The organism is Chitinispirillales bacterium ANBcel5, assembly GCA_029688955.1.
Lineage (GTDB): Bacteria > Fibrobacterota > Chitinivibrionia > Chitinivibrionales > Chitinispirillaceae > Cellulosispirillum > Cellulosispirillum alkaliphilum.
On record JARUKZ010000001.1, the window covers coordinates 219,878 to 245,259 of the forward strand.

Here is a 25,382-nt window from a genome sequence, read left to right on the forward strand (position 1 = left end):
TTAAGATGAGAGCAGCAGCATTAAGAAGATTTATACTAAGTGCTTTTCTGATTATAGTAAGATTAGTAATCGCTTTGTGTGCTGTTACATTTCTCTTTGCACTATTGCCATTTGCAAAAAGTGTGTTTAATACGGAAAGAAGTATTGATTCAACCAGACCCAAACAGATGCCGGTAATTATGCAACAAGTTGTAAGAGAACAAAAGAAAACTGAACCCATCGTACGGGAAATACGTGAACTGAAAACACCAACCTCAAACAGATCAACTTTTTCTGGGTTGGGGCATTCGATGCGTTTTACACCCGATTTAAGCGTGGATGGTGGAGGTGATGGAGTCGGATTAGGGTCGGATAATTTGGGTAGTGCGGTGTTTGAAGAGGGTGAAGTTGATGAACCGGCAAGGCCAGTATCGAGAATGGGGGTTGAGTATCCCAGAAGGGCGAGAAATCTTGGAATTGAGGGTAGTGTATCGGTGGTGATACTGGTTGGTAGAGGTGGAGACGTTCTTGATGTTACCATAGAAGAAACATCTCATCAGTTGTTTGTAAGGCCAGTACAGGAAGCGGTACGGCAGTGGAGGTTTTTACCGGCAAAATACCAGGGAGTCCCGGTACAGGTGCGCTTACGGCAAGAAATAAACTTCAGGCTTGAGAATTAAATATGACTGTAGCAGCACTAAGAGTTGGTAGTGTGATCGTTTTATTTTGCCTGTTTGTTACTTATGGCGGCACCGGGAAAAATCTTGCCAGAGGAAACCAGTACTATCAAAGCGGCCAATACAATAAGGCAATAGCAGCCTATAAAAGGGCTTTAAATGAGGGTGAAAACAGTGCTCTTTCACGATTCAATTTAGCAAATGCCTATTATCAAATACAGGAATATTCAAGAGCAATTGGTAACTATAAGGCTGCAACTCTGGAGGCCACAGATTTTACCAGGGCATGGATCAATCTTGGAGTGATGTATCATGAGATGGGGGATCACGGGGCAAGTATTGCAGCTCTTGAACAGGCCCGTAGGTTGGAAGCTGAAGATGTAATGGTGTATCAGTTCTTGCTTCTGCATATATGGCACTTGAAAAGTACAGCAAAGCTGCCGTTAATTTAGAAAAAGCACTTGAAATAGACAGCACAATGAGTGATGCTTATCTTATGCTTCATGAGATAGCGCGTTCAGTGGGGGATCGAAAAGAGGCGTTGGAATGGTTAAAAAAATATCCTAAGGATGGTGCAAGAAGGTATGATGTGTTATTGATAACTGGTGAACTGCTGCTTGAAATGGGGGACAGTGCGGGCGCTTTGGCTTCATTTAGGCAGAGTACAAGAACAGCGCCTGAGCGTATGCGCGGGTGGATGGAACTGGTGCAGCAGCTCAAAAGAATGGGGACGCCCTATACTGCACTTATAGAAGCACAGGCTGCACTCGACAGTAACAGTGAGTTTATTCCACTGGCACTTATGGCTGCACGAATCGCATTTGAGGCCGCTTTTTATGACAGGGCTGAAAAATTTTACCAGGTAGCGTTTAAAGCAGGACATCCCGATGGAGTGGTGGGGTTAAGTAATCTCTTGACTCTTTATGGAAGATACAACGACAGTGATGGTGTGCAAAGAGTTCAATCGATAATAAATAATTACAATTGAGAGTTATAGTATGCAACCGCTGATAAGTATAATAATAAACTCAAAAAGAGCGGGTTGTAAAAAGGGAATTGTTTCCATCCAGATTGATAAATTAAAACAAAGAGTTAAATGCTTAGCAATTAGGAAAATCCGGCTTTCATTCAGTTGTGATTAAGACATCTTCCAAGCTGAATTGCAGATCGTTTACTCTTAGCCCTTCAATACGGTCGTTTCCATCCTGCATAGTAACTCCATTGAAAATCAAATGCTGTGTTCCCAAATAATGTACGGGTAAACCGCGCAAGGGGGGGGGCGGAAGGTGGTACTTTCTTAAGTGCCAGTGCCCTCAAAAAGCGAAGAGAGCTTGCTGTGAGCTTGTCGAACTGTCCTCGCAGCGCTATAACCGAGGCACCGAGGAGGTACGACGAGCCTGCCCGTACTTCGCCCGCCTTTCGAAGCAAACTTCTGCGCCCGTACTCCGCAGTAGTCTGCTACGTAGGACGTGGAGGACATTGTGCCCGAATGGGTGAACCGATGCCGTCCGCGGCAGGCGCCCGGGATATCTCAATTCCTTAGCTTTCAATTTACTATTATCCCTCTCTGCGCCCTCTATCGTTATACCATTCTCTTAAATTGTTTACTATCCGCTTCACTCATTCTATCAGTTTAGTTTAAAAACCAATCCGTTGAACATTTCCGGATCTATTTTTTTCACTACGGGGCAAAATAGAGGGTTAAACCCACAATATGACCAATCGATGTTGAACAGCGCTTCAACATTTTTACAGTCCTCAAGGCTGCAACATGCCATCAAAACCTTTATATTGTAGTATAACGGTTTCACCACTGTGGTATTCTGAATAACAGATGAAATCTCTATATTCAACGACTTTAACATATAAATTGTTTCCGGGAGGGGTCCAACATGACGAAAGTTTTTTTTAGTAATCGGCGGTCTCTGCTGCTATATCTGGCGGGTCCATCCTGGCAAACCCTCTAATCAGCCACAATCAATCCAATAAGGAAGCTTTATGACACGCTTTAAAAGTATCGCAGCAGTAGTAATGTTGGTCGCGCTGTTCGCAAGGTCGGTTTTTGCGCAGACCGTCGTTATCCGCGACAGGTTCGAGGTCAGTTACGACGGGTGGACCAATTCGGGCGACGGCGTCCCCGTTCTAAACGCGGTACGCGGGGAGGGGTACAACTCGGGGCGGGCGATGATGGTTTCCGGCAGAACGCTGCCGAAACACGGCGCGGCGTCGCTCAAGGAGTTCTATATTGACGACGGTGAGGCTTATAACTACAGCGTCCACGTCAGGCACGCGGGGGCGGAGGACGAAACGTTCAACCTGACGCTACAGTGGCAGCTGCCGGATGGCACTTTCAAGTCGGACGATATCGCCTCTGCCGTCGTCAAGCCAAACACCTGGACGGCGCTCACCGCGTCTTACACTACGCCGAGTGGCAGCTTCAATCCGACGTTCTTCATCACCACCAACAGCAATACAGACTTCTACTTTGACGAGTTCACAGCAACCGGCAGAAGCGCAGGCAGCCTCGGGAAAGCTATGGCTCCCGCCAACACGCCCAGCGACGTCGGGCTTCAGGACATTTACGCAGGACATTTCCGCGTGGGCAATATCCTTAACGGTCATACGGCAAACAATGCCGGCATACAGAATATGTTCCGGCTCGAATACAACAGCGCCACTGCGGAAAACGAGCACAAACCCGATGCGACCATGACAAGGAGCGGCTCGACCAATACCAATATCAGGGCGCAGATCAACACCGGCGCGGCGGCCATAATGAATTTCTGTGAGCAAAACAATATCCCCATGCGGGGACACGTTCTTGCCTGGCACGGTCAGTCGCCGGACTGGTTTTTTGTGGAAGATATAAATGATCAAAGGGCTCGCCAATCTACCAGCGACGGCCCCCGCTATCGCGACATACCGGTAGACGAAGTTCCGTGGGCCTCGGTTGATGTTATGAACTCGCGGTTGGAGAGCTATATCGAAAATCTTTTCAACCTGTATGAAGAGCAGTATCCCGATCTGATTTTCTACGCCTACGACGTGGTGAACGAGGCGGCGGGCGGCAGCGGCGGGTTACGCGCGCCCGGTTTCGACCATCAGGGTGCGGGCGGACAAGCGGGAAGCGTTGCGGGTGCCTCGCCCTGGCAGGCGATTTACGGCGAGAACAGTATCGATTGGATAAGAAACGCTTTTGTTTACGCACGCAGACACGTCCCCGCTCATACCAGGCTTTTCTATAATGACTATAACGAGTGGCACGAGCCTAAAAGAAACTGGATCGCCGAAAACATCCTGATACCTTTTCACAATGATGGAATATTGGATGGTATGGGTATGCAAAGCCACGTAAGCGCAAATCCCAATGACGGGTGGTCGGGTGAGGACCGCCATCTCGCCGCGATGGATTATTACGCCAACCTTGGCATCGAAGTGCAGTTGACCGAGCTTGACCCCAGCACTCATGGAGGTCAATATGTAGACCAGCAGCCCGGAAGATACGCCAATATTTTTAATAAGGCGATGGAGATAAACGCCAGAGACGTCGGAAAGATCACGGCAATCGTCATGTGGTGTCCCAACGACGCCAATACGTGGCTGGGAAGCGAGAACTCGCCCTCGCTTCACGATGGTAGCAACAACAGAAAGCCCGCCTATGATGCAGTCGCGGCACTGGTACCTCAATCGGAGTGGGGTGACGGGAGCAATCCCACCTTTGAATCCGGCAACGGCGGCGGAACGACCGAACCGAACGAGTGGGGCTGGTGGTTCCACGACACGTTTGAGGATAACGCCGGCGGCTGGCAGGGCCGGGGAGACGCTAGCGTCGAGACGAGCACCGAGTACAGTGCGTTGGGTGAGAGATCACTCGCGATAACCGGACGCACCGCCGAGTGGCACGGGGCGATAATAACTCTTCCGGCCGGTTTTGTTGCCGATACTACCTACAGTTTCAGTGTTTGCGCGCTGTATACCGGCGGTGACGCGACCGAGGAGATCAAACTTACGCTTGAGTATACAGTGGAGGGAGAAACGCAGTGGGCAGATATAGCTTTGGTGACGGCGCCGCAGGGTCAGTGGGTACAGCTTGCCAACCCCGATTTCCAAATACCAAGCGGAGCGACGGGGCTGCGGATTATTGTAGAGTCCCCGAGCAACACCACTATACCACTATACATTGATGAAATGATAGGCGCGGTCGCGGGAACCGGTATCGCCGCGCCCGAGGGTGTGTTGACGGAGTCCACGAGTATGAAGAAGCTGGTCGGCAACAATACCGTACGTCCGCGGATAGCCGTGAGCGGCAAGACGATGAACATCAACTCGCCCGCCGGTAATGAAATGAGAATAAGGCTAATTAACATCAGGGGCAAGACTGTCGCCAATCACACCGCGTCCGGCAGCGCCAGGATATCGCTGGAAAGGATCCCGGCGGGCCGCTATTTTGTACAGGTTAGGAGCGTGGGAGTTATACATACGACTCCGATCATAGTAAAATAAAAAAATGACGCTTGGAGCCAATGTCCCCAAGCGCAACTTCGGGCGGGCGTTTCACTACACGAAAGAACAAAATCATGACACGCGTTAAAACTATTTTGTCGGCGGCCGTAATCTCTGCTGGTTTTATGATCGGAATCACTGTGGTTCCGCTTTCGGCTAACCCGATTCTTAGCCACAAGTACACCGCCGACCCTCAGCCTATCGTTTGGAACAACAGGCTCTATGTCTACGCTTCCAACGATGATCAAAGCGTAGACCCCGACGCCGGATATGTGATCCAGGCTTACACACTTGTTTCCACCGACGACATGGCCAACTGGGTCGATCACGGCGAGGTGTTCCGTGTGCCCCGCGACTGGAACAGAGGCACCGAAACCAGCGCCCGTGCTTACGCCCCGGGTGCAGCCGTGCGCGACAATACCGTTTACCTGTACCCTTGCGGCGCGGGAGGTCCGGTAGGAGTAGTTACCGCGCCCCGACCAGAGGGACCGTTTAACGATGTGCATAACGGAACAGCACTTGCCGACAGAGGTGATTGGTGCGTAAACTGTAATGTTGATTGGCTGTTCGATCCCGCAGCGTTTGTTGACGATGACGGTCAGGGGTATCTCTATTACGGCGGCGCCCCCGGCGGCGATAAAGACCCTTTTCGCGTGATGCTGCTCAATGACGATATGATTTCCCTGAAGGATTCTATTGCACACACCATTGAATCGCCGCGAGCCTTTGAAGCCGCTTATATGCATAAGCGCGGGGATATATACTACTTTACTTACGTCAATGACTTTGATCCTCCCCCTGGTGAGCCCGGAGCGGCTATCGTGTATATGACAGGAGATAATCCCATAGGACCGTTCACTTTTAGAGGCCCGGTACTGCGCAACCCGGCTATTAACGGACAAAACATCAACAGGCACAACAACAATCATCACGGAATTATAGAATATCAGGGCAATTGGTACATGTTCTACCACGATCGCAGGGTAGCGGACGCCAATAACGCCCCCAGCGTTAATCAACGGAATATCAGCGTGGACTCTCTTGTATACAATGAAGACGGTACGATGAGGGAAGTTATCGTTACCCATGACGGCGTCAGGCAGATCAAAAATTTTGATCCATACAAGGTGATACCAGCGACGACTATCAACAGGCAGTCCGGCATCACGACCGACAGTATCATTGACGAGGGAATGATAGTCAGATCCATTTCCGACAGTGACTGGATCCGCCTCAAAGGCGTTGATTTCGGAGCGGGAGCGGAGGGGGTTACCGTGCGCGCCGCGAGCGGGTCATCGGGCGGGAGCATTGAGTTCAGGACCGGAAGCGCGTCGGGGACTTTGATCGGGACTTGTAACATCACTTCAACGGGCGATTGGGACACGTGGCAGGACTTCGAGTGCGATATCGAAAAAGCGGTCAGCACCGGCGTTCAGGATTTTCTCTACCTGGTATTCAGGGGGGCGGGGGAGCCGTTCAGGTTGAGTTGGTATCAGTTCTACGAAGAAATGGTAGTGTGTGATGATCCGCCGGATGCCACCCCAAATAACTTAGTCGCGGACGGTATTTTCTCTGGTCTCGGTCTCGGTCCAAACTGGACGCTTGCGAACGTGAGCGATGGCGCGGAAGCGTCCGCTGCGGTTAGGTGCAACAAAGCGCAAATTAACATTACGAGCGTAGGCACGGAGTCATATCAGCCGCAGCTCATACAGCAAGGCATAATGCTTGAGCAGGGGAGAACCTACAGGCTTACCTTCAATGCGTCGGCCGCTGAAAACGGGTCGATCGTCGTACAGCTCGAAAGACTGGGCGGGGAGGGCATAGACTGGGGACACCTATACAGCGAGGCGGGATCATTCGATCTGACGAGTAACGAGGGTACGTACACGCTTGATTTCGAAATGACCGACCCGACCGATGAGAACGTTCAGCTCGCTTTTAACTTTGGCGGTTCGGGTTCGGGTGTTACTCAGAACGTTACGATAAGCGACGTCGTGCTCCTGCCCACCGGTACGACATCTGTTCTCGCCAAACAGGCGTCGCGAGCCATTAGCCCGTCTGTCAGTGTAAGGGGCAGGATGTTAAACGTATCGTCGTTTGATAGCAACATGAGTATAAGGGTGATCGATCTCAGAGGCAAGACTGTCGCGAGGTTTAGTACGGCTGACAGCGGGATATATTCGTTGATGGGTATTCCTGATGGCCTGTATTTTGTAGAGTTGCGCGGCGGGGGGGTAAGGCAGACTACGCCGGTTGTTGTGAAGTAGAGATATAGTACGATTGGTAATGATGCAGGTAGGGGCGCGAGTTGTCGCGCTCCTTTTTTATCTTACAAAAATAGCACCACAGAATGCCTGATCCAACAATGGCTGGTGCGATAAGTGATTGGTTAGTGGGTAGTGCGTACAAGTTTAACATGAAAAGATAGCAATCTGTGCACGGAAACAATAAAAAGTCTCACGTAAAATGACCGGTTAGCCCCTACAAAAACTATCTAAAAATGAAAAGGGAGAGGTGAACGGACTGGTCAAATAAAGTTTTTCAGGGTCGGACCAGTCTAAATGCCTTTTGCAGGCTCTAATCGCCATTTTGGATGACTTTTCACCTGTTTTTACCTCCTTAGAGCTCGATGAGTACCCTTTGTATCGCGCTCTAAGACGAAAGTTCCGACCACACCTACCTGCCATGGAATATTAAATAAAAGTAGGGTTTACAGCAAGACGCATTTTTTCCGGACGCTTACAGACAAAACCCTTTCGAAACACCCTCCAGGCCTGTTGGGTTGGGGTAAGGCCATGTATCGTTTGTGTCGTAACGTAAGCCCAGGCCTTTGACACTTGCATTACCACTGGCGCCCATCACCGAGAATGGGTCAAGCCCATCGAACATCCAGCGGCCCAGTCCCATAGTCTGCAATACAAGAAACAAGAAAATAGGGTCGGACCAGTCGAAATGCCTTTTGCAGGCTCCAATCGCCCTTTTAGGTGACTTTTTACCTGTTTCTATCACCTTAGAGCTCGATGGGTACCCTTTGTATCGCACTCTAAGACGAAACTTGGGACAAATTTCAGCTCACTGCCGGAAGCATTTCTATTATTTTCTTCTTTTCCGCATACATTGTAGGTTCAAGAATATTTCGGGCACTCAAACACATCTCACCTCATGAGAAAGGCATCTGCTTATGCCAAGAGCTAACCGAACATATCTTCCCGGCTTAATTTGGCATATAACTCACCGTTGCCATGATCGGCGATATTTGTTGCAGCATACTCCCCAAAAACAGACATGGAAGAAATGGCTTATGGAGTCGAAGCAGAGGTATGGGTTGACGGTTCTGGATTATACCATTACCGACAATCATATTCATTTGCTGGCGTATGATGGCGGAAAAGAGTCTGTGATTGCTCCGAGCATGCAGCTTACCGAGGGCCAGACTGCTCAGCGCTACAATTTAGTTAACAAAAGGACGGGGGCTTTTTGGTCGGACAGGTATCATGCAACGGCAGTTGAAACAGGAGATCACCTGCTGAAATGCTTGTGTTATATCGATTTTAATATGGTGAGGGCAGGTGCAGTGAGTCACCCCAGAGAATGGGCATGGGGAGGGTATTGTGAAATTCAGGGGATTCGGCAACGGTATTGCCTTGTTGATACGGAGCTTTTAGCGTGGCTGGTGGGTGCGGAAAATCCAAAAGATCTTCAGAGGATACACAGTCGGATGATCGATGCACAGTTAAGTAAAGGTGGTTTGAAACGTGATGACTGCTGGACATCCAGTGTTGCTGTTGGGAGCTCTGAATTCGTTCGTTCAATTCACGAGCGACTAAATGAAAGATTGGTGGTGAAAAGCACAACCGATGAGGAAAAAGAGATGAGCCTGGTTAAGGAACTGGAGGCACCCTATTCAGTATTCAAGGAGAAACGTGCTTCGAATCTTTATCGATGGGCCTTGGGAGATGCGCCATTTTAGATTCTTAGAGCTTGATTAGATGCCTTCCCATCGAGCTCTAAGGTCGGGATATTTGGCTAGAAGACAGATGTTTTTGCCCATTTCAGCTCAATTTGGGCAGTTAGGTTGTCCAAATCTGGTCCGACCCCAACCTACGAAACGAGAATCGTGCTTCGAACCTTTATCGATGGTCCTTAGGAGATGCACCATTTTAGATTCTTAGAGCTTTATGAGGTGCCTTCCCATCGAGCTCTAAGACCGGGATATTTGACTAGAAGACAGATGTTTTTGCCCATTTCAGCTCAATTTGGGCAGTTAGGTTGTCCAAATCTGGTCCGACCCCAACTACGAAATGAGAATTGTGCTTCAGAACCTTTATCGATGAATCTTAAGAGATGCACCATTTTAGATTCTTAGAGCTTTATGAGGCGCCTTCCCATCAAGCTCTAAGACCGGGGTATTTGACTAGAAGACAGACGTTTTTGCCCATTGCAGCTCAATTTGGGCAGTTAGGTTGTCCAAATCTGGCCCGACCCCAACTACGGTCCATTATTCGCGAAAATATCGACCCAATGCGCCAAAAGTGCTAGCCACAGCGCCTCAACTAGCACCCACTGCACCCAGATTAGCACCTACTGCGCCCAGATTAGTGAGCAACGACAATCAGCGCCGGGTGAAGTAATTTTGTAAGTGTAATGGAGTTGTACCGATTCTGATAACTATACTTTGAAAGGAGTATGCACAATCTCTGGTGATAAAAGCCTGAAAGATACCGCCCAAAGAATTAGCCCACCTCAGCTTGTTTATAATGTGTATGAACATCTATTTTTAAGAGGCAAGATTGAAAATTGGCATCAAAAGCAGAACTTTGAGGAGCAGCCATGTTATGTGAAACAGTACATACCACACCGGATAACCGAAGAAATAAGAAACGAACAATTGTGGTAATGACAATTACGGCACTCACCATGGTTGCAGAAATCACCGTGGGACTGATATCCGGATCAATGGCGCTTCTCTCAGATGGTATCCACACAGGGACACACACACTGGCTTTTCTATTTACCCTGATTGCCTATGCTTTTGCAGAGCGTCACGGTAAAAACAAAAAGTTCACCTTCGGAACAGGGAAAGTGGGTGTTTTGGCTGGATATACCTCTGCCATAGCACTTATGATAACAGCGGGAATAATGGTGAAAGAGTCTGTTCACCGTCTTATCTCTCCCACCGATATTCAGTTTCGTGACGCTCTTATCGTATCGGTGATCGGGCTTACGATCAATCTTTTCTGTGCCCTGATACTTTCTGATCATCACCATCATAGCCATAATCATGACGACAGCCATGGCCACCACCATCACCATGATCACAATCTGCGTGCAGCTTACCTTCACGTACTAACCGATGCACTTACTTCATTTCTTGCTATCATTGCTCTTCTTGCAGGGATGTTCAGGGGCATGGTATGGCTTGATCCTGCGGTGGGGATTGTGGGTGCAGCTGTTATTCTTCACTGGGCTGTCGGGCTCCTGAAGAGTACGGGAAAAATTCTTCTCGATTATGATGATAATAACTCTCTTATGGATGAAGCAAAGAGAATTTTGCTTGAGGGCGGGGTGGAGCACATCCGGGATCTTCATATCTGGCGGGTATCGCCTGAACAACGGTTCCTTATGGCAACTGTGGAAGGTGATGCTATCGATAAGGAGCCGCTTCTTAAAAGGTTGCGTGAAACCGATGAGTACTGCCATATAACGGTCGATATTATTCATCTTAGGACGAAAGCAGAAGTTGGCAATCTAATTTGAATGACACCATTACTACCCTTTTTTAACCAACAAATAGTTTCGTTGCGGAAAAAATATATAAGTCACAGAAGAACTGCTTTTGAAGAGAAAAATGGGGGCAAAGCATTCCAATGCCCTGCTAAGGGGGGAAGGCGATTTTCGGCTACCCATTTACTCCATTAAAAAGGCATTGACACCATATTTAAAACCAAGTATTTTAGGGTTCGCAAATTAGAATAGGCTAAGCAAATTAGAGAAGGGTATTGAGCCGGCGGGCGCAGTCGGAACAAGTGGTACTACTCCACTACTCCAGGTCGTAGCGGGTCACTACCCCGGAGGTATGATCGGTTGAACGCTGTAAATGCTTTGCCTGTTTTGTACTGGAAAGATCAGGCGCTTAGGGTGTGTTGGTGTTCACAATGATTTAAACTATCTCAACAGCAGTATTCAAAAATAGTATGCTGCGGTCATAAATAGGGGGAGGGTATCATGGAAAGTATCGTGTACAGTTTTTATGCCGGGATTTCAACTGCAGTGGGGGCATTACTGCTTTTTGTGTTTGGAAAACCTAATAAGCAATTCCTTGCCGGTCTTTTGGGATTTGCCGGTGGGATTATGATCGCGATTTCACTCTTTGAACTGTTGCCGGAAGCGTATGAATTTGGTTCTAAGTTAAGCACTGTGATAGGGTTTATTTTTGGTGTAGCACTGATGTTTCTTGTGGATCGGGTATTGCCTCACGCCCATGTGACTACATCTGAAAAACTTGAAGAAGAGAACCCTCAAAACCTAAAACCCATGAAAGACCCGGTGCTAAGGACAGGGTTTTTGGTCCTTTTCGGTATTGCTCTGCATAATCTTCCCGAAGGTCTTGCCATCGGTGCCGGTCTGGAATCAAGCCAGCAACTGGGGTTTATTATCGCCATTGCCATTGCTTTACATAATATCCCTGAAGGGCTTGCTATAGCTGGTCCCCTGAAATCTGGTGGGCTTACGAATATTAAAATATTACTGTTGGTACTTTCTGCCGGGCTTATGACTCCAATTGGAGCAATTATCGGCCACCTCTTTTTTAACATTTCAGATGTGTTTGTAGGTGGTGCGCTGGCCTTCGCTGCAGGAGCAATGGTATACATCGTAAATGATGAGCTGGTTCCCAGTGCAAACAAACTTAACACTCATTTCGCCAATATAGGCATCATGGGTGGTATTATTCTTGGTTTTGTGATTTTCTAATTGTATTAAAGAAAAGCTGAACTGTCTCTGGTGTTACAATGTGCTTGCACCAGAGACACAGTTTAGCCATAACAGTCAGTTGCAGTGTACCTTCAGTAAGAACCTTCCCAATCAATGCATCAGGAAAAACTTTCAACGAAAAATGTAGCCTTAATTGGGGCTATAATGAATTATCGGAAACTTATCCACAGACTCTGCCTTCAGTTGTGCGGCTGAACCGAACAAGCCCTTCAAAAATACGCTGGTTTATGGGGTGTTAACGCTAAAATGTGCAATAAGCGTAGTGAAAATAAACTGCCTTATCCGCTCCACTCCATCTATCAGTTTAGTTATAAAATACTAATTCCCTGTCAATGTACAGACTTAAGCCTGAAAATTTGATTGGAATACTCTTGAACAGCACTTCAACTTACGACGATTGTTTTAGCTGAATGGCTACATTGAACCAGATAAACTGTTGACAAGTATTTGTTTAGAACTGTAGAGCAGAGATGTACAAAACCAGGGGACGATAGTGAAGCGCTATCACATCGATAATGTTTGTTTCTGCTATGATACCACATAAAAAAATGACAGTGGAGGCCCCCCCCTAACAAAACCTCCATGTCAAAGAACACTTAAATGATAGTTGCAAATCTTTACCCTATACTAAATTTGCTGCTACAAACATCTGATGTTTAGTGTAGCTTTTTACTCTTTATTCAACTGGTATCTGGTTAATCCTGTCTGTTGAACAAAATCACAACATAAATCTACACAATTATCTTTTCAAATGCTGGTAAAATTAGCTATATTGGGGATATCGATCTATTTTATGTTGAACATAACTTCAACATAAAATAGATAACCGACTAGTAGGAGATTGTAATTGAGGTATATTACTACTGATGAAAAAGCTATTTGAATATTTCGATTATCAAAAATTCATGCGGGATTTCTACGAAGAAAAAAAGCAGCAAAACCCGTATGTATCATTTCGTTACCTGGGAAGACGAATGGATCTTGATCCCGGTTTTCTCTTAAAGGTCCTGCAGGGAAAACATCATTTGGCCAAACGCTCCATTCCATCAGTTTGTGCTTTTTTTAAGTTCTCAGAGTTGGAAGCACACTATTTTGATGTACTGGTAAGTTATAATAAGGCCAAAACTGCTTCCGATACAAAACTCTATTTTGAAAAACTGATGTCACTGAGGAAGCCTCATGTGAAACCTGTTGAGGAATTTCAGTATGCATTTTACCAAAAGTGGTATCACAGTGCCATACATTCTCTACTTTCTATCTATGAATTCAGGGGTGGGTTTAAAAAGCTGGCATCCATGCTGGTTCCCAAAATAACAGCTAAACAGGCACAGGATTCAATCGATCTATTGACAAAGATCGGTATGGTATATCAGGATGATGATGGGGTCTACCGGTCAACAGATATGTATGTAACCAGTGGTGATCGGTGGAAATCGGTTGCCATTCATAATTTTCAAAAGGAAGCAATTAAGCTTTCAGAGCAGGCGCTTGATCTTCATGCAAAAGAGGTCCGTGATATATCTACGGTTACCGTTGCGCTTTCCATGAAAGATTTGCCTGAGATTCGTGAAAGAATCGATCAGTTTCGTAATTCGATTATGAGTCTTGATAATGAATACCAACCAGACACTGTATTTCAGGTAAATATTCAGGTACTACCGGTAACTGTTCAGCTTGGAGATAAGGAATGAGAATAACAGTTCTACTTGTGGGGGTTCTGTTACCACTTCTCTCATGTAGTCCGGGAGATATTGCCGGAAGCGGCGGCGGTTCTCAGACAACAAATGGTGTGACCGCGAGTGTACTGAACACCGACGGTACACCGGCAGCGGGAAGTATTGTTCGCCTCCGAGGAGCTGAGTATGTAAGCGTACCGGGTGATCATGGCGGAAAACCCGCGGGCAATTTAGATACTTTCACTGATGAGTATGGTCGGTTTTTTATTACAGATATCGACTCAGGGGGCCACGTAATAGAGGTACAATCATCTTCAGCTGCAAATGGCGGTGGTGTACTTATGTTTGATTTTAGCGTGGATGAGATCAATGACACAATTGATCTTGGAACAGATTCGTTGCACCCTGCAGCTTCAGTGATTGGTCATGTTGACAGAAGCCTTTATTCGGGACAGGAGTTGTATGTACAGGTAAGAGGGCTTGAACGTATTACCAAAGTGGATTCAAACGGCTATTTCTCTTTTCATGACCTGCCCTCTGGCAACCTTGATATAAAGGTTATTGAAAGTAGTACATTTAACACTGTGAAAGAGATTGCCAATATCGTAACCGAGCCACAGGATACTTTCTCTGTAATGATTCCAAAGCACTCTACCTATTCTGCTGTACTAAGCATTGATCTGTCTGGTGTTTACATTCCTGCTTCTGCAACAATTACCAATTTCCCCATGCTTGTCAGACTCGATTCTTCCTCTTTCGATTTTTCATCTGCTCATTATCGGGGTGATGATATACGCTTTAGTAACCTGAACGGAACTTCCCTTCCCTATGAAATTGAAGAATGGAACTCAGGTAGCGGTACCGCCGCGATTTGGGTTAGTATCGATACGCTTTATGGAGGTATGAGTAGGCACACGGTTGTTATGAGCTGGGGGGACACTGATGCAATTGGTGAATCAAACGGTGCTGCGGTTTTCGATACTGAGGCTGGATTCGCCGGGGTGTGGCACCTGAACGAAAATCCAGGTTTGGGACCTGATGCCATAAAAGATCGTACTGTAAACGGTTTTCATGGTACCGCTGCAGCTTCTATGACAGAAGAAAACAGGGTTGAAGGGATTGCTGGCTCAGCACTTTCGTTTAACGGAATCAGTGATTCAATCGTGACCGGTTTGCTTTCTCTGGACTCAAGCTACACACTTAGCTGCTGGATCAAAGCTGAGCAGGGACCTTCCCTGAATTGGCGACTGATTATTATGGAACCAGCATATACTCTGTGGTACGATACTGAATGGGGTGGGATCAGAGCTGAGCACTTTGTGGATGATTTTGCGTGGCGGGGTATCTATCAGGATAACTCAGATTCTACTCCAACCTCTCTGGATATGAATGCTTGGTATCATATCGCAGTTACCTATGATCAGGATAAAATTCGTTTGTATGTTAATGGCCAGATTGTTGATTCGACAGAAACAATCGGGATGGATCCGATACACTCCGGAAATCCTCTTTTGTTTGGAGGACGTGTTTATGGCGGGCATACAAATGAATTTTTTAAAGGCATCATGGATGAAATACGCGTAGAAACAGTTGCCCGTTCACCGGAGTGGATAAGGTTGAGCTACAAGAGTCAAAAACCAGGATCAGGTGTTGTACGATTGGGACGGTGAGCAAAATGGCGCGGGTAATTGCCAATAGTCGGGAACTAACGGTAGGGTCAGCGCACCGGTAAGTGGAGAACATCACTGAATATATCTATGACTTAAAGCGGAAACTGGTAAGAACTTCTGTTATCCTAACTCTGGCGGGTACGATCCTTTCCAACACTTTCGATGTAAAAAAAAACTGGTGGATTCTATGTCGTTAAACTGAAATCTGAGTGACAATAATGAATACTGTAAATATAGTACTGACCAGATAACCGACAAAACAGAATCAGGGGGGTGAACCTTACATCCCCTGATTCTTTTCACAACTCTCGTAGGCACTTATAATTTTTCTATTGAGAATTGGACCCTCCAACAAGTGTGATCAGTATAGCCCTGTTCAGCAATAAGACGCTGCTCTGGGCGAAAAAACATTGGTCAATATCAAAAAATACTAAAAAGGACTTTCGTTCCATCTCCCGCCCCATAGAATCTGGTCCCATTTTCCCTAACTGAGGCCACCAGAATAACCCTCATTTTGACAGAATCGTTTCACAAACGTAGTGATTGCTACTATTACCGTTTTAAACCGGATCAACAGATGTTCTTAACATTCAGAAGTGATGCCGATCGGTACGCCAAATCCTCGCTAATAAAAGGGGCAACACATATCATAAAAAAAACTCGCGGTCGCTGCCGCAAAAATACCCCTTACCATTACTAATGATCTATTATATATTTTTAAGTATACTGGTCGTTTTTCTTTAAAACTTACCCTAAGGTTTAGACCAATGCCCGAAAACTCCGTTGCTACCAGCCCGGCTTCAACCGGTACTAATACATCTCTTAATTCACCAACACCTGGGGTACCTAAAAAATTTAGCACTTTCGGTGGGGTTTTTACACCATCTATACTAACCATTCTTGGTGTGATTATGTTTATGAGGGCCGGCTTTGTGGTGGGGCATGCAGGCATATTTACTGCCCTTATGGTGCTTGGGCTTTCCAAGTTGATCAGTATTCTCACCAGTTTCTCCATTTCTGCCATTGCAACTAATACTGATGTAAAGGGTGGGGGGGCTTACTTTCTTATATCCCGCACCCTGGGGCCTGAGTTTGGCGGAACAATCGGCATAACGCTCTTTTTAGCTCAAACGCTCTCTGTGCCTTTTTATATACTTGGTTTCACTGAAGCGCTGGTGCGTACGGCCGATTCGATCCCCTTCATTCCATCACTGCAGCCCTACTTCTTTCATATCACTTCTACTGTTCTTTTGGCCCTTTTTATCGTCACACTTAAGGGAGCGGGCTGGGCAATAAGGGTTCAGTATGTGATTATGGCACTACTGGCGCTCTCTATACTGGCATTTATGGGGGGGGCAGCATTGAACTTTGATGCTGGGCTGTTTCAAGAAAATCTCAGGCCTTTTGAAGGCACGACGTTTTCCTTCTGGGCACTGTTTGCAATCTATTTTCCTGCTGTTACCGGCATAATGGCCGGGGTGAATATGTCTGGGAATCTCAAAAACCCTTCAAGAGCTATCCCTTTAGGCACATTTGCTGCAATAGGAGTTGGGCTGGTTATCTATGCTGCACAGATTCTTCTGACCGGGGGAGCTATAGAAAGGGCTGATCTGATTGATGCACCATATGACAGCCTGGTCTCTGTTGCCCCCTTCTACACCGGATTTTTAGTTACCATCGGTGTTTTTTGTGCCACCCTTTCCAGCGGTTTAGGCTCACTGCTTGGTGCTCCGCGCATACTGCAGTCTCTGGGGCAGGACAGGCTGTTAAAGCCGGCGAACTTTTTTGCAGCCCTTAACAGAGACGGAGAGCCCAGAAGAGCGTTGTGTCTTACCTTCCTCATAAGTGCACTGGTCCTATGGTTTGCCAGAGGTGGAAGTGAAGGCGGGGCATTGAATATGGTGGCTTCCTTAGTTACTATGCTCTTTTTGTGGACCTATGGAATCACCAATCTTGCCGCATTTGTTGAGTCTTTTAGCCGCAATCCCTCTTTTCGGCCCAGGTTTAAGTATTTTCACTGGCTTCCTGCACTTATCGGTGCGGTTGCAAGCTTTGGGGTTTCATTTCTGGTTGATGCGCCCGCGGCCCTGCTGGCTACACTTTTTGTGGTTGGGCTCTTTGTGTACGTGAGGAGATTTGTTCTGGAAGCTTCATTTGGTGATGCAAGACGGGGTTTTTATTATACCCGCACAAAAGATCATCTGTTCACCCTTGCACAGCTTCCGTTGCATTCAAAAAACTGGAGACCAACTATAGTCGTACTTTCCGGCAATCCTAACAGCAGGCTTGCGCTGGTAAAGTATGCAGACTGGCTTGGCAGTGGAAGAGGAATAGTGACTTTGGCAGTGATGAAAGTTGGTCAGTTGCAAAACATGGCTGAAGAGCGAACTATTACTTTGGAATCACTTAAAGAGTTTACCAAAGAGCATAAAATACGGGCATTTCCGGAAGTTTTGGTAACACCGGACTTTGACCTTGGTTTAAACCAGTTTCTCCAATGTACATCCATTGGTCCTGTTAAGCCAAATGTGGTGATGCTTGGATGGCCGGGGGATCCCCAAAGAGCCGTTGGGTTTTCACGTGCTTTAAAAACGGCATCTATTTTGAATATGAGCACAGTGTTATTCTACGATAAAGGCAAACCCTTTATAAAACCACAAAAAAAGGGTCGTATAGACATATGGTGGAGGGGCAAACGTAATGGCTCTCTTATGGTGATACTTGCATATCTGATGACCCTCAATAATGAATGGGCGGGGACGAAAATTAGGATTCTCCGTGTAGTGCAAAATGCTGCAGAAAAAAGCAGCGCCTATGAGGATATGAGATTGTTAATTGATTCGGCACGTATGGATATTGCTATTGAGACGATTCTTTCGGAAAAACCCTTCCCTGAGCTTCTTATTGACTACTCCCGAGATGCTTCGGTAGTGTTTATGGGTTTCAGGACACCTGAGGAGGAAGAGGCCACTCAGTTTATAGCTAAAACAGGGGAGATGCTAAAGGAGCTGCCTGTTACTCTGTTGGTTTGTTCTACAGGAGAAGCGGATTTGCTTTCTTGAGAATGAGGGAGAGAGCCGTGTAAAGCCTTGCATCCACTATGACCAATAATGCGAAGTGCAGTCAGGAAGCCCAATGTAGTCTCCATCAAAACCGCAATGTTTTGCTTGGGTAAGTATTATTTCGACACTTTTTCTTTCGTGACCTCATTTCAGGCCGGAGGATTAAAGTGTTTAAGCAACAGATTTTTTTTAAAGATTACCTATATTTATATATATTGTAAGGGTTGGGGTATTGGGTAAATTAATCGCTTAACTTGCTACTGAAAACAATTAATAAGGTGAGGGACAGAATGTGTAAAAAGAGGTCTTTCAACAAGTTACTTCTTACTGCGGCTTTTAATCTGTTGATTTTTAATTTCATTAAAGCCGATGAGGTAAGTATCGGTGGAACTGTTCTTGATCAATCGGGAAATCCGGTCGTTGGTGCTGAAGTAGAGCTGAATAATTTAGAAATAACCAACATAACCGATGAATCAGGAAGGTTTTTGCTTATGGGGGCTGTTTCTGTTGGGCGCAGTACTTTAAATCAGCGCTCTGCGGTAGGGGCATCACTGAGAGGCTCAGATATACTTATCTCTCTAAAGGAATCATCCCCTGTAACAATCTCGATCTATAATCTCTCGGGGAGAATGGTCTATGATTTCGATCCGGGTACTCTTAATGCAGGTACAAACGTTATCTCTCTTCCATTAGAGCGCTTTGGAACGGGAGTGTACATGATCTCTGTTAACTATCAGGGGCAAAGAGAACTTTTTCGGTACGCTTTATCAAACAATTCCAGAAGCACAAAACCCTCTGTGAATAAAAACGCAACTACTACAGCTGAAGCTTTTCAGGTTACTCAGGAGGTCAATGACACAATCATCGTGTCTGCAGAAGGGTTTGAGACGGCAAGATATCCCATAGATTCCTACACTCTGAGCGGTATCGAAATCATTCTCGAGTCGCAAAACGGAAGCGGAGGCTCAAGGCTTGATAACATTACAAGAAGCTGTGGCGATCTGATGCCTTCACCGGTTAGCGGCGGTCAGAGTGCCTGGGCATCCCGTTACTGGGACTGTTGTAAACCACACTGTTCCTGGGCCGAGAATGTTAGTGATTCCTCAAAGGTGTGCGCTAATTGCAATATCGATGATGAAGAGATAAAGGCCTGGAGAATAATTGGTGATGAATACTGGACTGGAATTGAAGGGTTAAGCAGTGGGTGTGAACCCGGTGGAGAAACATTCACCTGTTATAATCATGCACCGTTTGCAATATGTGACCGACTTGCCTATGGCTTTGCAGCTGTTCCTCCTGGTGATGATGTGTGTGGAAACTGCTACCAGCTGGATTTTGATGGTGGTGCAGAAAATAATGATGTCAAGCCGGCTCACGAAATGGTTAAGGGTAAAACAATGATCGTTATGGCTTCAAACATTGGCCATGATGTTGGCAGTGGGCAGTTTGATATTATGATCCCGGGTGGTGGGGTTGGAGCATTTCCTGCAGGCTGCGCTACTCAGTGGGATGTGGATGTGGAAGACGAAAGCATAGTAGGGGTGAAGTTTGGTGGTTTTACTTCAACATGTCAGAAGGAGCATGGGTGGGATGCCGATCCTGAGGATCTAAAAGAGTGTGTTAGAACAATGTGTGACAACCTCTTTGGCGACGATCCCAATAGAAAATATCTTTGGGAAGGGTGTATATGGTATGTAGACTGGATGCATGCTGTGGACAACCCTACCTTTGTGTATCAGGAAGTTCCATGCCCACCGGAGCTTGAAGCTCTCTACTACAGCTCTTTCCATTAATATCAGCAGTAGTAAGCACAGGGTTTTTTGACGCAAATCCTGTGCTTACATCACTACTACCTTTTTTGGGGCGCAGACCGCAGGTAACAGGAATCATGCTTACCCCAATTGAGCAATTGACCCACTTATCAGACGACCAAATCCCTCAGTGAATTAAGAAACAAGCGGTTGAAGAAATATATGGCGTCCGTTAACAGCACCATATGGCATTAATAATAAAAAAAACACTCCAGCGGCACTAAAGTGTTAATTTAATGGCTACTTTTTTACTCGTTTTGCAGTAGAGAGTCGTTCTATTACAGAGCCTTCAAAATAGTATACCTCTCCAGCTTTCCCCTTTTCCAGGGATGGGTGAAGAACGAAGTCGAGCATTGCGGTGGTAAGAGAGTGGGTATTGAAATTAAAACTTGTCAATCCACCCTGAAGTCCTTCAAAAGAATTATCAAAACCGCACAGAGCAATTCTTTTTTGTGCATACGGTGCTTTATGCTGAATATAATGCATCATCAAAAGGGCGCAAAGGTCATTAGCCCCTATTACTGCCGTAATTGCCTGGTTTTCGACTATCAGATCAAGAGCACTGCTCATAAGCTCTGTTATCATGTTGTCCCGAAGAAGTTCGATGCCATGCAACCTGAAGTTTGTGATACGTTCCCGGAAATTACCTGGCAAATACTTTTCAAGTGCATCGGTATTGAGAAGGTTGTTAAAACTTTGATCGCACATAAGGGAATCGGTTACAGACCATTCACTGGTATGTGTAGTGTTAACAAAGGGGTGTAGTACATAATTGTGTCCCGCTTCAGAAAGGGCCTTTTTGATTCCTCTGAGTCGCATTTGCGACCACACACTTCCGTGAAAAGGTGACACATAAGCTATCTGCGTGTGTCCAACTTGCATAAGGTAATGTGCCATCTGCTCACCTGGTTTTTCTGAGTAGCCGATATTAAAAAACCTTACTCTTCTGTTCCACCTTCGCTTTTCAGAAACTGTATTCTCCATCCATACAGAAATTGGTTTGTTACAGACCGACAAACGAAAAATACACTCTTCACAGTCTTTTATATGCCATGATGAAAGAATGTAGCCAAGAACTGACTCATCTTTTTTAAGATGAGTCACAGATTCACCCGACTGCAGTAAAAATACCGGCTCCCTCTGCCAATCATCATAAACAACCAATTCAATTTCAATACCACACTGTACTGCGCCGGCAGTCAAAAACCGGTAGAAATCCTGTTCGCGGTCGCTTATGGCTTTTGGTACTCCGGGCCTGTTCCCTGCACTAATTACCACAACCCTTGGACGCCAAATTGCTGTTTTGGCCCTTGCTGAATACACCACTCTGTATCCACCACCTTGTGGCTCGATATAGCCAGCTAAGGTCAGTGCCTCAAGAGCTCTGCGCACTGTACCGTAGGATGCACTGTAGGTAGTTTGAAGACTGCGGGTTTGGGGAAGCTGGCTTCCATGTCGGTACTGTGCGCTTCTGATTGCAAGAGCAATACTGTCTCTTATTGCTTCCCATTTGCGGGCGCCTGATGCCTTTTTAGGTGATATCTTCCTTTTACGGTCTTCACGTTCGGATTCCCCCGCCCGTTCAACCCGATACCCCCATCTGGTGTTTAAAGTGCCATTTCGCTCAAATTCCCGTGTGACTTTGCAAACTGTGGAAACCGATACCCCACACTTCTGTGCGATTGCACGCATGGAGGGAAGCTTTATTGCACCACTGTTACACAGCAGTTCTTTGAGATAGGTGCGAACTTTTTGGGCAGAGAAATCTTTCATTCAGTTTTTTTCCTGCAAACAGCGAACAAAAACTATAAAAATGTAACATTTTGCGGATGACTTCAAGCCCCATTTAATGATATCTTTTATCTAAAGCGATTGTTTCTAAAGTTAAAACTTATTTATTGGGGAGGTAATAATGGTGCGATGCTACATCTTTTTTATTGCAGTGATTGGTATCCTGTTTTCTGCTAATGGTCAGGATATGGTACGGGGCGGGGAGCTTTTTTCAAGCGATCAACAACTCTATGGCCGTTATGAAGTCAGAATGAAAACTGCTGAAGGCTCCGGTATCCTCTCGACCTTTTTTACCTTCGAAAATGATAGCTGGATGCCTGAGAGTGGGAACCCCTGGAGAGAGATCGATATCGAGGTGCTTGGAAGATATGACGACCGGTTTCAGACAAACATCATCACCGGCACAGCGGAGAATAGAGATATGACAGAATATTATCCCAGGGTCGATGTAAATCCTCACGATAGTTATAACACCTATGGCATTGAATGGACACCGGATTACATCGCATTTTTCTTTAACGGTGAAGAGGTAAGACGCACCGAACTCGGAGACACGTTAGAGCAGGTAGAGGCGTGCAGGGATATTCCTCAGTCGTATCGTTTCAATATGTGGACCAATGATATTGAAGAATGGGTTGGTGAGTTCGATCCTGCTATTCTTCCCAGGTTTCAGTTCATAAACTGGATTAAATATTACTCCTATGATGAGCAAACAGGCGAGTTTTCTCTTGAATGGGAGGATAATTTTGAAACATTTGATTCTTCCCGTTGGAATAGGGCAACTCATATCATCGAAAACTCCACTCAGTTTGATCCCGAAAACGTAATAAATAAGGATGGGAAACTGATCCTTGCGTTAACAGATAGCGATGGCAATGGCCTCGATAATATAGTGGTGCCCCAGGATGAAGCCGATCAGGGTACACCTGCTAATGGGCAGAATATGGTACGGGGCGGGGAGCTTTTTTCAAGCGATCAACAACTCTATGGCCGTTATGAAGTCAGAATGAAAACTGCTGAAGGCTCCGGTATCCTCTCAACCTTTTTTACCTTCGAAAATGATGGCTGGATGCCTGAGAGCGGAAATCCCTGGAGGGAGATCGATATCGAGGTGCTTGGAAAATATGACGACCGGTTTCAGACAAATATCATCACCGGCACAGCGGAGAATAGAGATAGGTCAGAATATTACCCCAGAGTCGATGTAAATCCTCACGATAGTTATAACACCTATGGCATTGAATGGACACCGGATTACATCGCATTTTTCTTTAACGGTGAAGAGGTAAGACGCACCGAACTCGGAGAACCGTTAGAGCAGGTAGAGGCGTGCAGGGATATTCCTCAGTCGTATCGTTTTAATATGTGGACCAATGATATTGAAGGATGGGTTGGTGAGTTCGATCCTGCTATTCACCAGATTTCAGTTCATAAACTGGATTAAGTATTACTCCTATGATGAGCAAACAGGCGAGTTTTCTCTTGAATGGGAGGATAATTTTGAAACATTTGATTCTTCCCGTTGGAATAGGGCAACTCATGTCATCGAAAACTCTACTCAGTTCGATCCCGAAAACGTAATAAATAAGGATGGGAAACTGATCCTTGCGTTAACAGATAGCGATGGCAACGGCCTCGATAATATAGAGGTACCGCAGGATGAAGACGATCAGGGCACCTCTGTTATAAACAGAGCAGGCAACCGTTCAAAAAGCACCAGTTTTTATACTGTGTCTGTTTTAGGAAACACAATGAACATCAGTACAAATTTTAACGAACAAACTGCACTTAATGTTGATTTACTCGATATCAGAGGAAGAAAAATTACTACTCTTTTGGATCGTAAGATGATAAACGGAGGAGTACAGCGCATTAGCATCGATATGCCTGCACAGTTTCTGGGCAGCAAAGTGTATCTGGCTCGTTTTACAACACCGCAAGAGTCGGTAGTAAAAAGAGTGATAGGGGATCTGTAGAGCCTAAGAGAATGATTACCCGCCTAACGAGTGCTGGTTTTTACCTTACTAGCGGCTTAGAAAACAGATTTGGTGAAAAGAGCAGGGGGATAAAACCCCCTCGCTTTATTCTCTACTCCTCATCTTCATCATCAGAGGGAATCTGATCTTCCAGACATTCAATCACTCTCCTTACTATTCTGGGCGAGAGAGTGATTCGTGCTTCGGCTTCCCAACTTGGCTCAAATTGTACTTCACCAACTTCTCCATGTTCCCGTAAGATACAGGCTGCAAGGAGTTGTTTGGAATTATCCAGTGAAGAGGGGGCAAATTCCTGAAGCCTGTCAGCCGCTCTGTTCACAGCACCCTCTTTTGCCTGGTTTACCGCCTGATCAAGATTGCTGTGACTTGCTGAGCCAACCGCGATTACTTCCGGATAGCTCTGTAAGCGTCTGGTTTGGGGCATTTCACGTACAAATTTCCACTTGTAGTTTGCCTGTAGGCACAAAATCCGTGTATCACTAAGAGTAATATACTGATCTTCATTTCCAGCAGAAGCACCTCTTCTGGTATAACTCCAGGTGCCATCACTGTGAAGCACCACTTCCTCTCCATCTTCAAGGGTAAGACTCATATCTCCTGCAAAAACTGAAAAAAAGAGAGCAAAACATACAACAATTCCACTACCTTTCACGAAATACCTACTCAACATAAACATTCCTTTCGCTTGTTGGAAATAGCTTTGGTATTTAAGGTAATATACGAAAAAAGGGAATTAATGGCATAAAGATTTTGAGAAAAGCTTCGGTGATAACCTGCAGGGAGGCCACCGAACTTAAACCAGCCCTGTGGAAAGGAGGTGATCCTATTAGCGGCGACAAACTAATGGGAGCCTCCGGCATGGTCTGTTAAAGGTAGTAGACCTGTTGGAGACTCCCTTACATTGCGGCTGCAGCCTGAAATAATCAGGCTGCAGCCGTTTTTTTTGCCTGCAGCAGAAACAGCAAAAAAAAATTGACATGGTTTTTGCAGCAAAATATTTTAGGAATTACAGGAGAAAACTATGACTAACTATTTCTACAATGCCGCCTATTTTTACTTTTGGTTTAAGACCTGAAGGGGCTTATGGCGTTGTAGTGTGTTTATACAAAGTGCCGGGCCCCTCTAAAAAAGGGGCCTTTTTTGTTTCAGAGGAAAAAATATGATTACTTATAACTCAAACACCGATACTTCATACAATAAAGATGGCTATTTTTGCAGCTTTT

General features: G+C 45.9%; 17 protein-coding genes. 14 read left to right on the forward strand and 3 right to left on the reverse strand.

All coding sequences use genetic code 11. The features are described from left to right. The first annotated feature begins 5 nt into the window (after positions 1-5). From QA601_00970 to QA601_00980, 3 genes are read left to right on the forward strand one after another with little or no spacing between them, the layout of a single operon-like run. Positions 6-659, forward strand: coding sequence for an energy transducer TonB (locus QA601_00970; GenBank protein ID MDG5813638.1), 654 nt, complete (start codon positions 6-8; stop codon positions 657-659). A gap of 2 nt (positions 660-661) precedes the next feature. Continuing rightward, entirely contained in the window at positions 662-1,108 is a 447-nt protein-coding gene (locus tag QA601_00975) for a tetratricopeptide repeat protein (GenBank protein MDG5813639.1), read from the forward strand. Next, on the forward strand, positions 1,069-1,644 hold the full coding sequence (locus QA601_00980) for a hypothetical protein (GenBank protein MDG5813640.1): 576 nt from the start codon (positions 1,069-1,071) through the stop codon (positions 1,642-1,644). The genes QA601_00975 and QA601_00980 overlap by 40 nt, the downstream gene beginning before the upstream one ends. Positions 1,645-2,284: 640 nt before the next feature. Here QA601_00980 and QA601_00985 read toward each other — a convergent pair. Continuing rightward, complete coding sequence (locus QA601_00985; protein MDG5813641.1) at positions 2,285-2,521, reverse strand: hypothetical protein; 237 nt, start codon at positions 2,519-2,521, stop codon at positions 2,285-2,287. A 133-nt stretch (positions 2,522-2,654) separates the two neighbouring features. Here QA601_00985 and QA601_00990 point away from each other — a divergent pair, with 133 nt between their 5' ends. The 9 genes from QA601_00990 (at position 2,655) to QA601_01030 (ending at position 20,353) form a co-directional block, all read left to right on the forward strand. Then, positions 2,655-5,159, forward strand: coding sequence for an endo-1,4-beta-xylanase (locus QA601_00990; GenBank protein ID MDG5813642.1), 2,505 nt, complete (start codon positions 2,655-2,657; stop codon positions 5,157-5,159). A 74-nt stretch (positions 5,160-5,233) separates the two neighbouring features. After that, positions 5,234-7,426, forward strand: coding sequence for a family 43 glycosylhydrolase (locus QA601_00995; GenBank protein MDG5813643.1), 2,193 nt, complete (start codon positions 5,234-5,236; stop codon positions 7,424-7,426). A 914-nt stretch (positions 7,427-8,340) separates the two neighbouring features. Further along, positions 8,341-9,129 (forward strand): transposase, encoded by a 789-nt coding sequence (locus tag QA601_01000; protein MDG5813644.1) that lies wholly within the window; start codon positions 8,341-8,343, stop codon positions 9,127-9,129. An 860-nt stretch (positions 9,130-9,989) separates the two neighbouring features. Then, a complete protein-coding gene (dmeF, locus tag QA601_01005; GenBank protein MDG5813645.1) occupies positions 9,990-10,916 on the forward strand; it encodes a CDF family Co(II)/Ni(II) efflux transporter DmeF in 927 nt (308 codons plus the stop codon). Positions 10,917-11,384: 468 nt separating this feature from the next. Further along, positions 11,385-12,131: a ZIP family metal transporter gene (locus QA601_01010; GenBank protein MDG5813646.1), complete on the forward strand. Its 747-nt coding sequence runs from the start codon at positions 11,385-11,387 to the stop codon at positions 12,129-12,131. Between the two features lie 887 nt (positions 12,132-13,018). Then, the gene (locus QA601_01015) at positions 13,019-13,843 is read left to right on the forward strand and encodes a TIGR02147 family protein (protein MDG5813647.1); all 825 of its coding nucleotides are present in this window, start codon (positions 13,019-13,021) and stop codon (positions 13,841-13,843) included. Beyond that, positions 13,840-15,498, forward strand: a complete 1,659-nt coding sequence (locus QA601_01020) for a DUF2341 domain-containing protein (protein MDG5813648.1) — start codon at positions 13,840-13,842, stop codon at positions 15,496-15,498. Before QA601_01015 ends, QA601_01020 begins: the two co-directional genes overlap by 4 nt. Before the next feature lie 767 nt (positions 15,499-16,265). Next, complete coding sequence (locus tag QA601_01025) at positions 16,266-18,560, forward strand: amino acid permease (GenBank protein MDG5813649.1); 2,295 nt, start codon at positions 16,266-16,268, stop codon at positions 18,558-18,560. Between the two features lie 290 nt (positions 18,561-18,850). Then, positions 18,851-20,353, forward strand: coding sequence for a T9SS type A sorting domain-containing protein (locus tag QA601_01030; protein ID MDG5813650.1), 1,503 nt, complete (start codon positions 18,851-18,853; stop codon positions 20,351-20,353). A gap of 258 nt (positions 20,354-20,611) precedes the next feature. Here QA601_01030 and QA601_01035 read toward each other — a convergent pair whose 3' ends face one another. Beyond that, positions 20,612-22,144: a GntR family transcriptional regulator gene (locus QA601_01035; protein ID MDG5813651.1), complete on the reverse strand. Its 1,533-nt coding sequence runs from the start codon at positions 22,142-22,144 to the stop codon at positions 20,612-20,614. Positions 22,145-22,283: 139 nt separating this feature from the next. Between QA601_01035 and QA601_01040 the strand changes: the two genes are divergently transcribed. Both QA601_01040 and QA601_01045 read left to right on the forward strand, forming a co-directional pair. Continuing rightward, positions 22,284-23,606 (forward strand): family 16 glycosylhydrolase, encoded by a 1,323-nt coding sequence (locus tag QA601_01040; protein ID MDG5813652.1) that lies wholly within the window; start codon positions 22,284-22,286, stop codon positions 23,604-23,606. After that, positions 23,557-24,138, forward strand: a complete 582-nt coding sequence (locus QA601_01045) for a hypothetical protein (protein ID MDG5813653.1) — start codon at positions 23,557-23,559, stop codon at positions 24,136-24,138. Before QA601_01040 ends, QA601_01045 begins: the two co-directional genes overlap by 50 nt. A 112-nt stretch (positions 24,139-24,250) precedes the next feature. Here the strand turns inward: QA601_01045 and QA601_01050 are convergent, their stop codons facing one another. Continuing rightward, the gene (locus QA601_01050; GenBank protein MDG5813654.1) at positions 24,251-24,829 is read right to left on the reverse strand and encodes a hypothetical protein; all 579 of its coding nucleotides are present in this window, start codon (positions 24,827-24,829) and stop codon (positions 24,251-24,253) included. Positions 24,830-25,382: the final 553 nt, after the last annotated feature.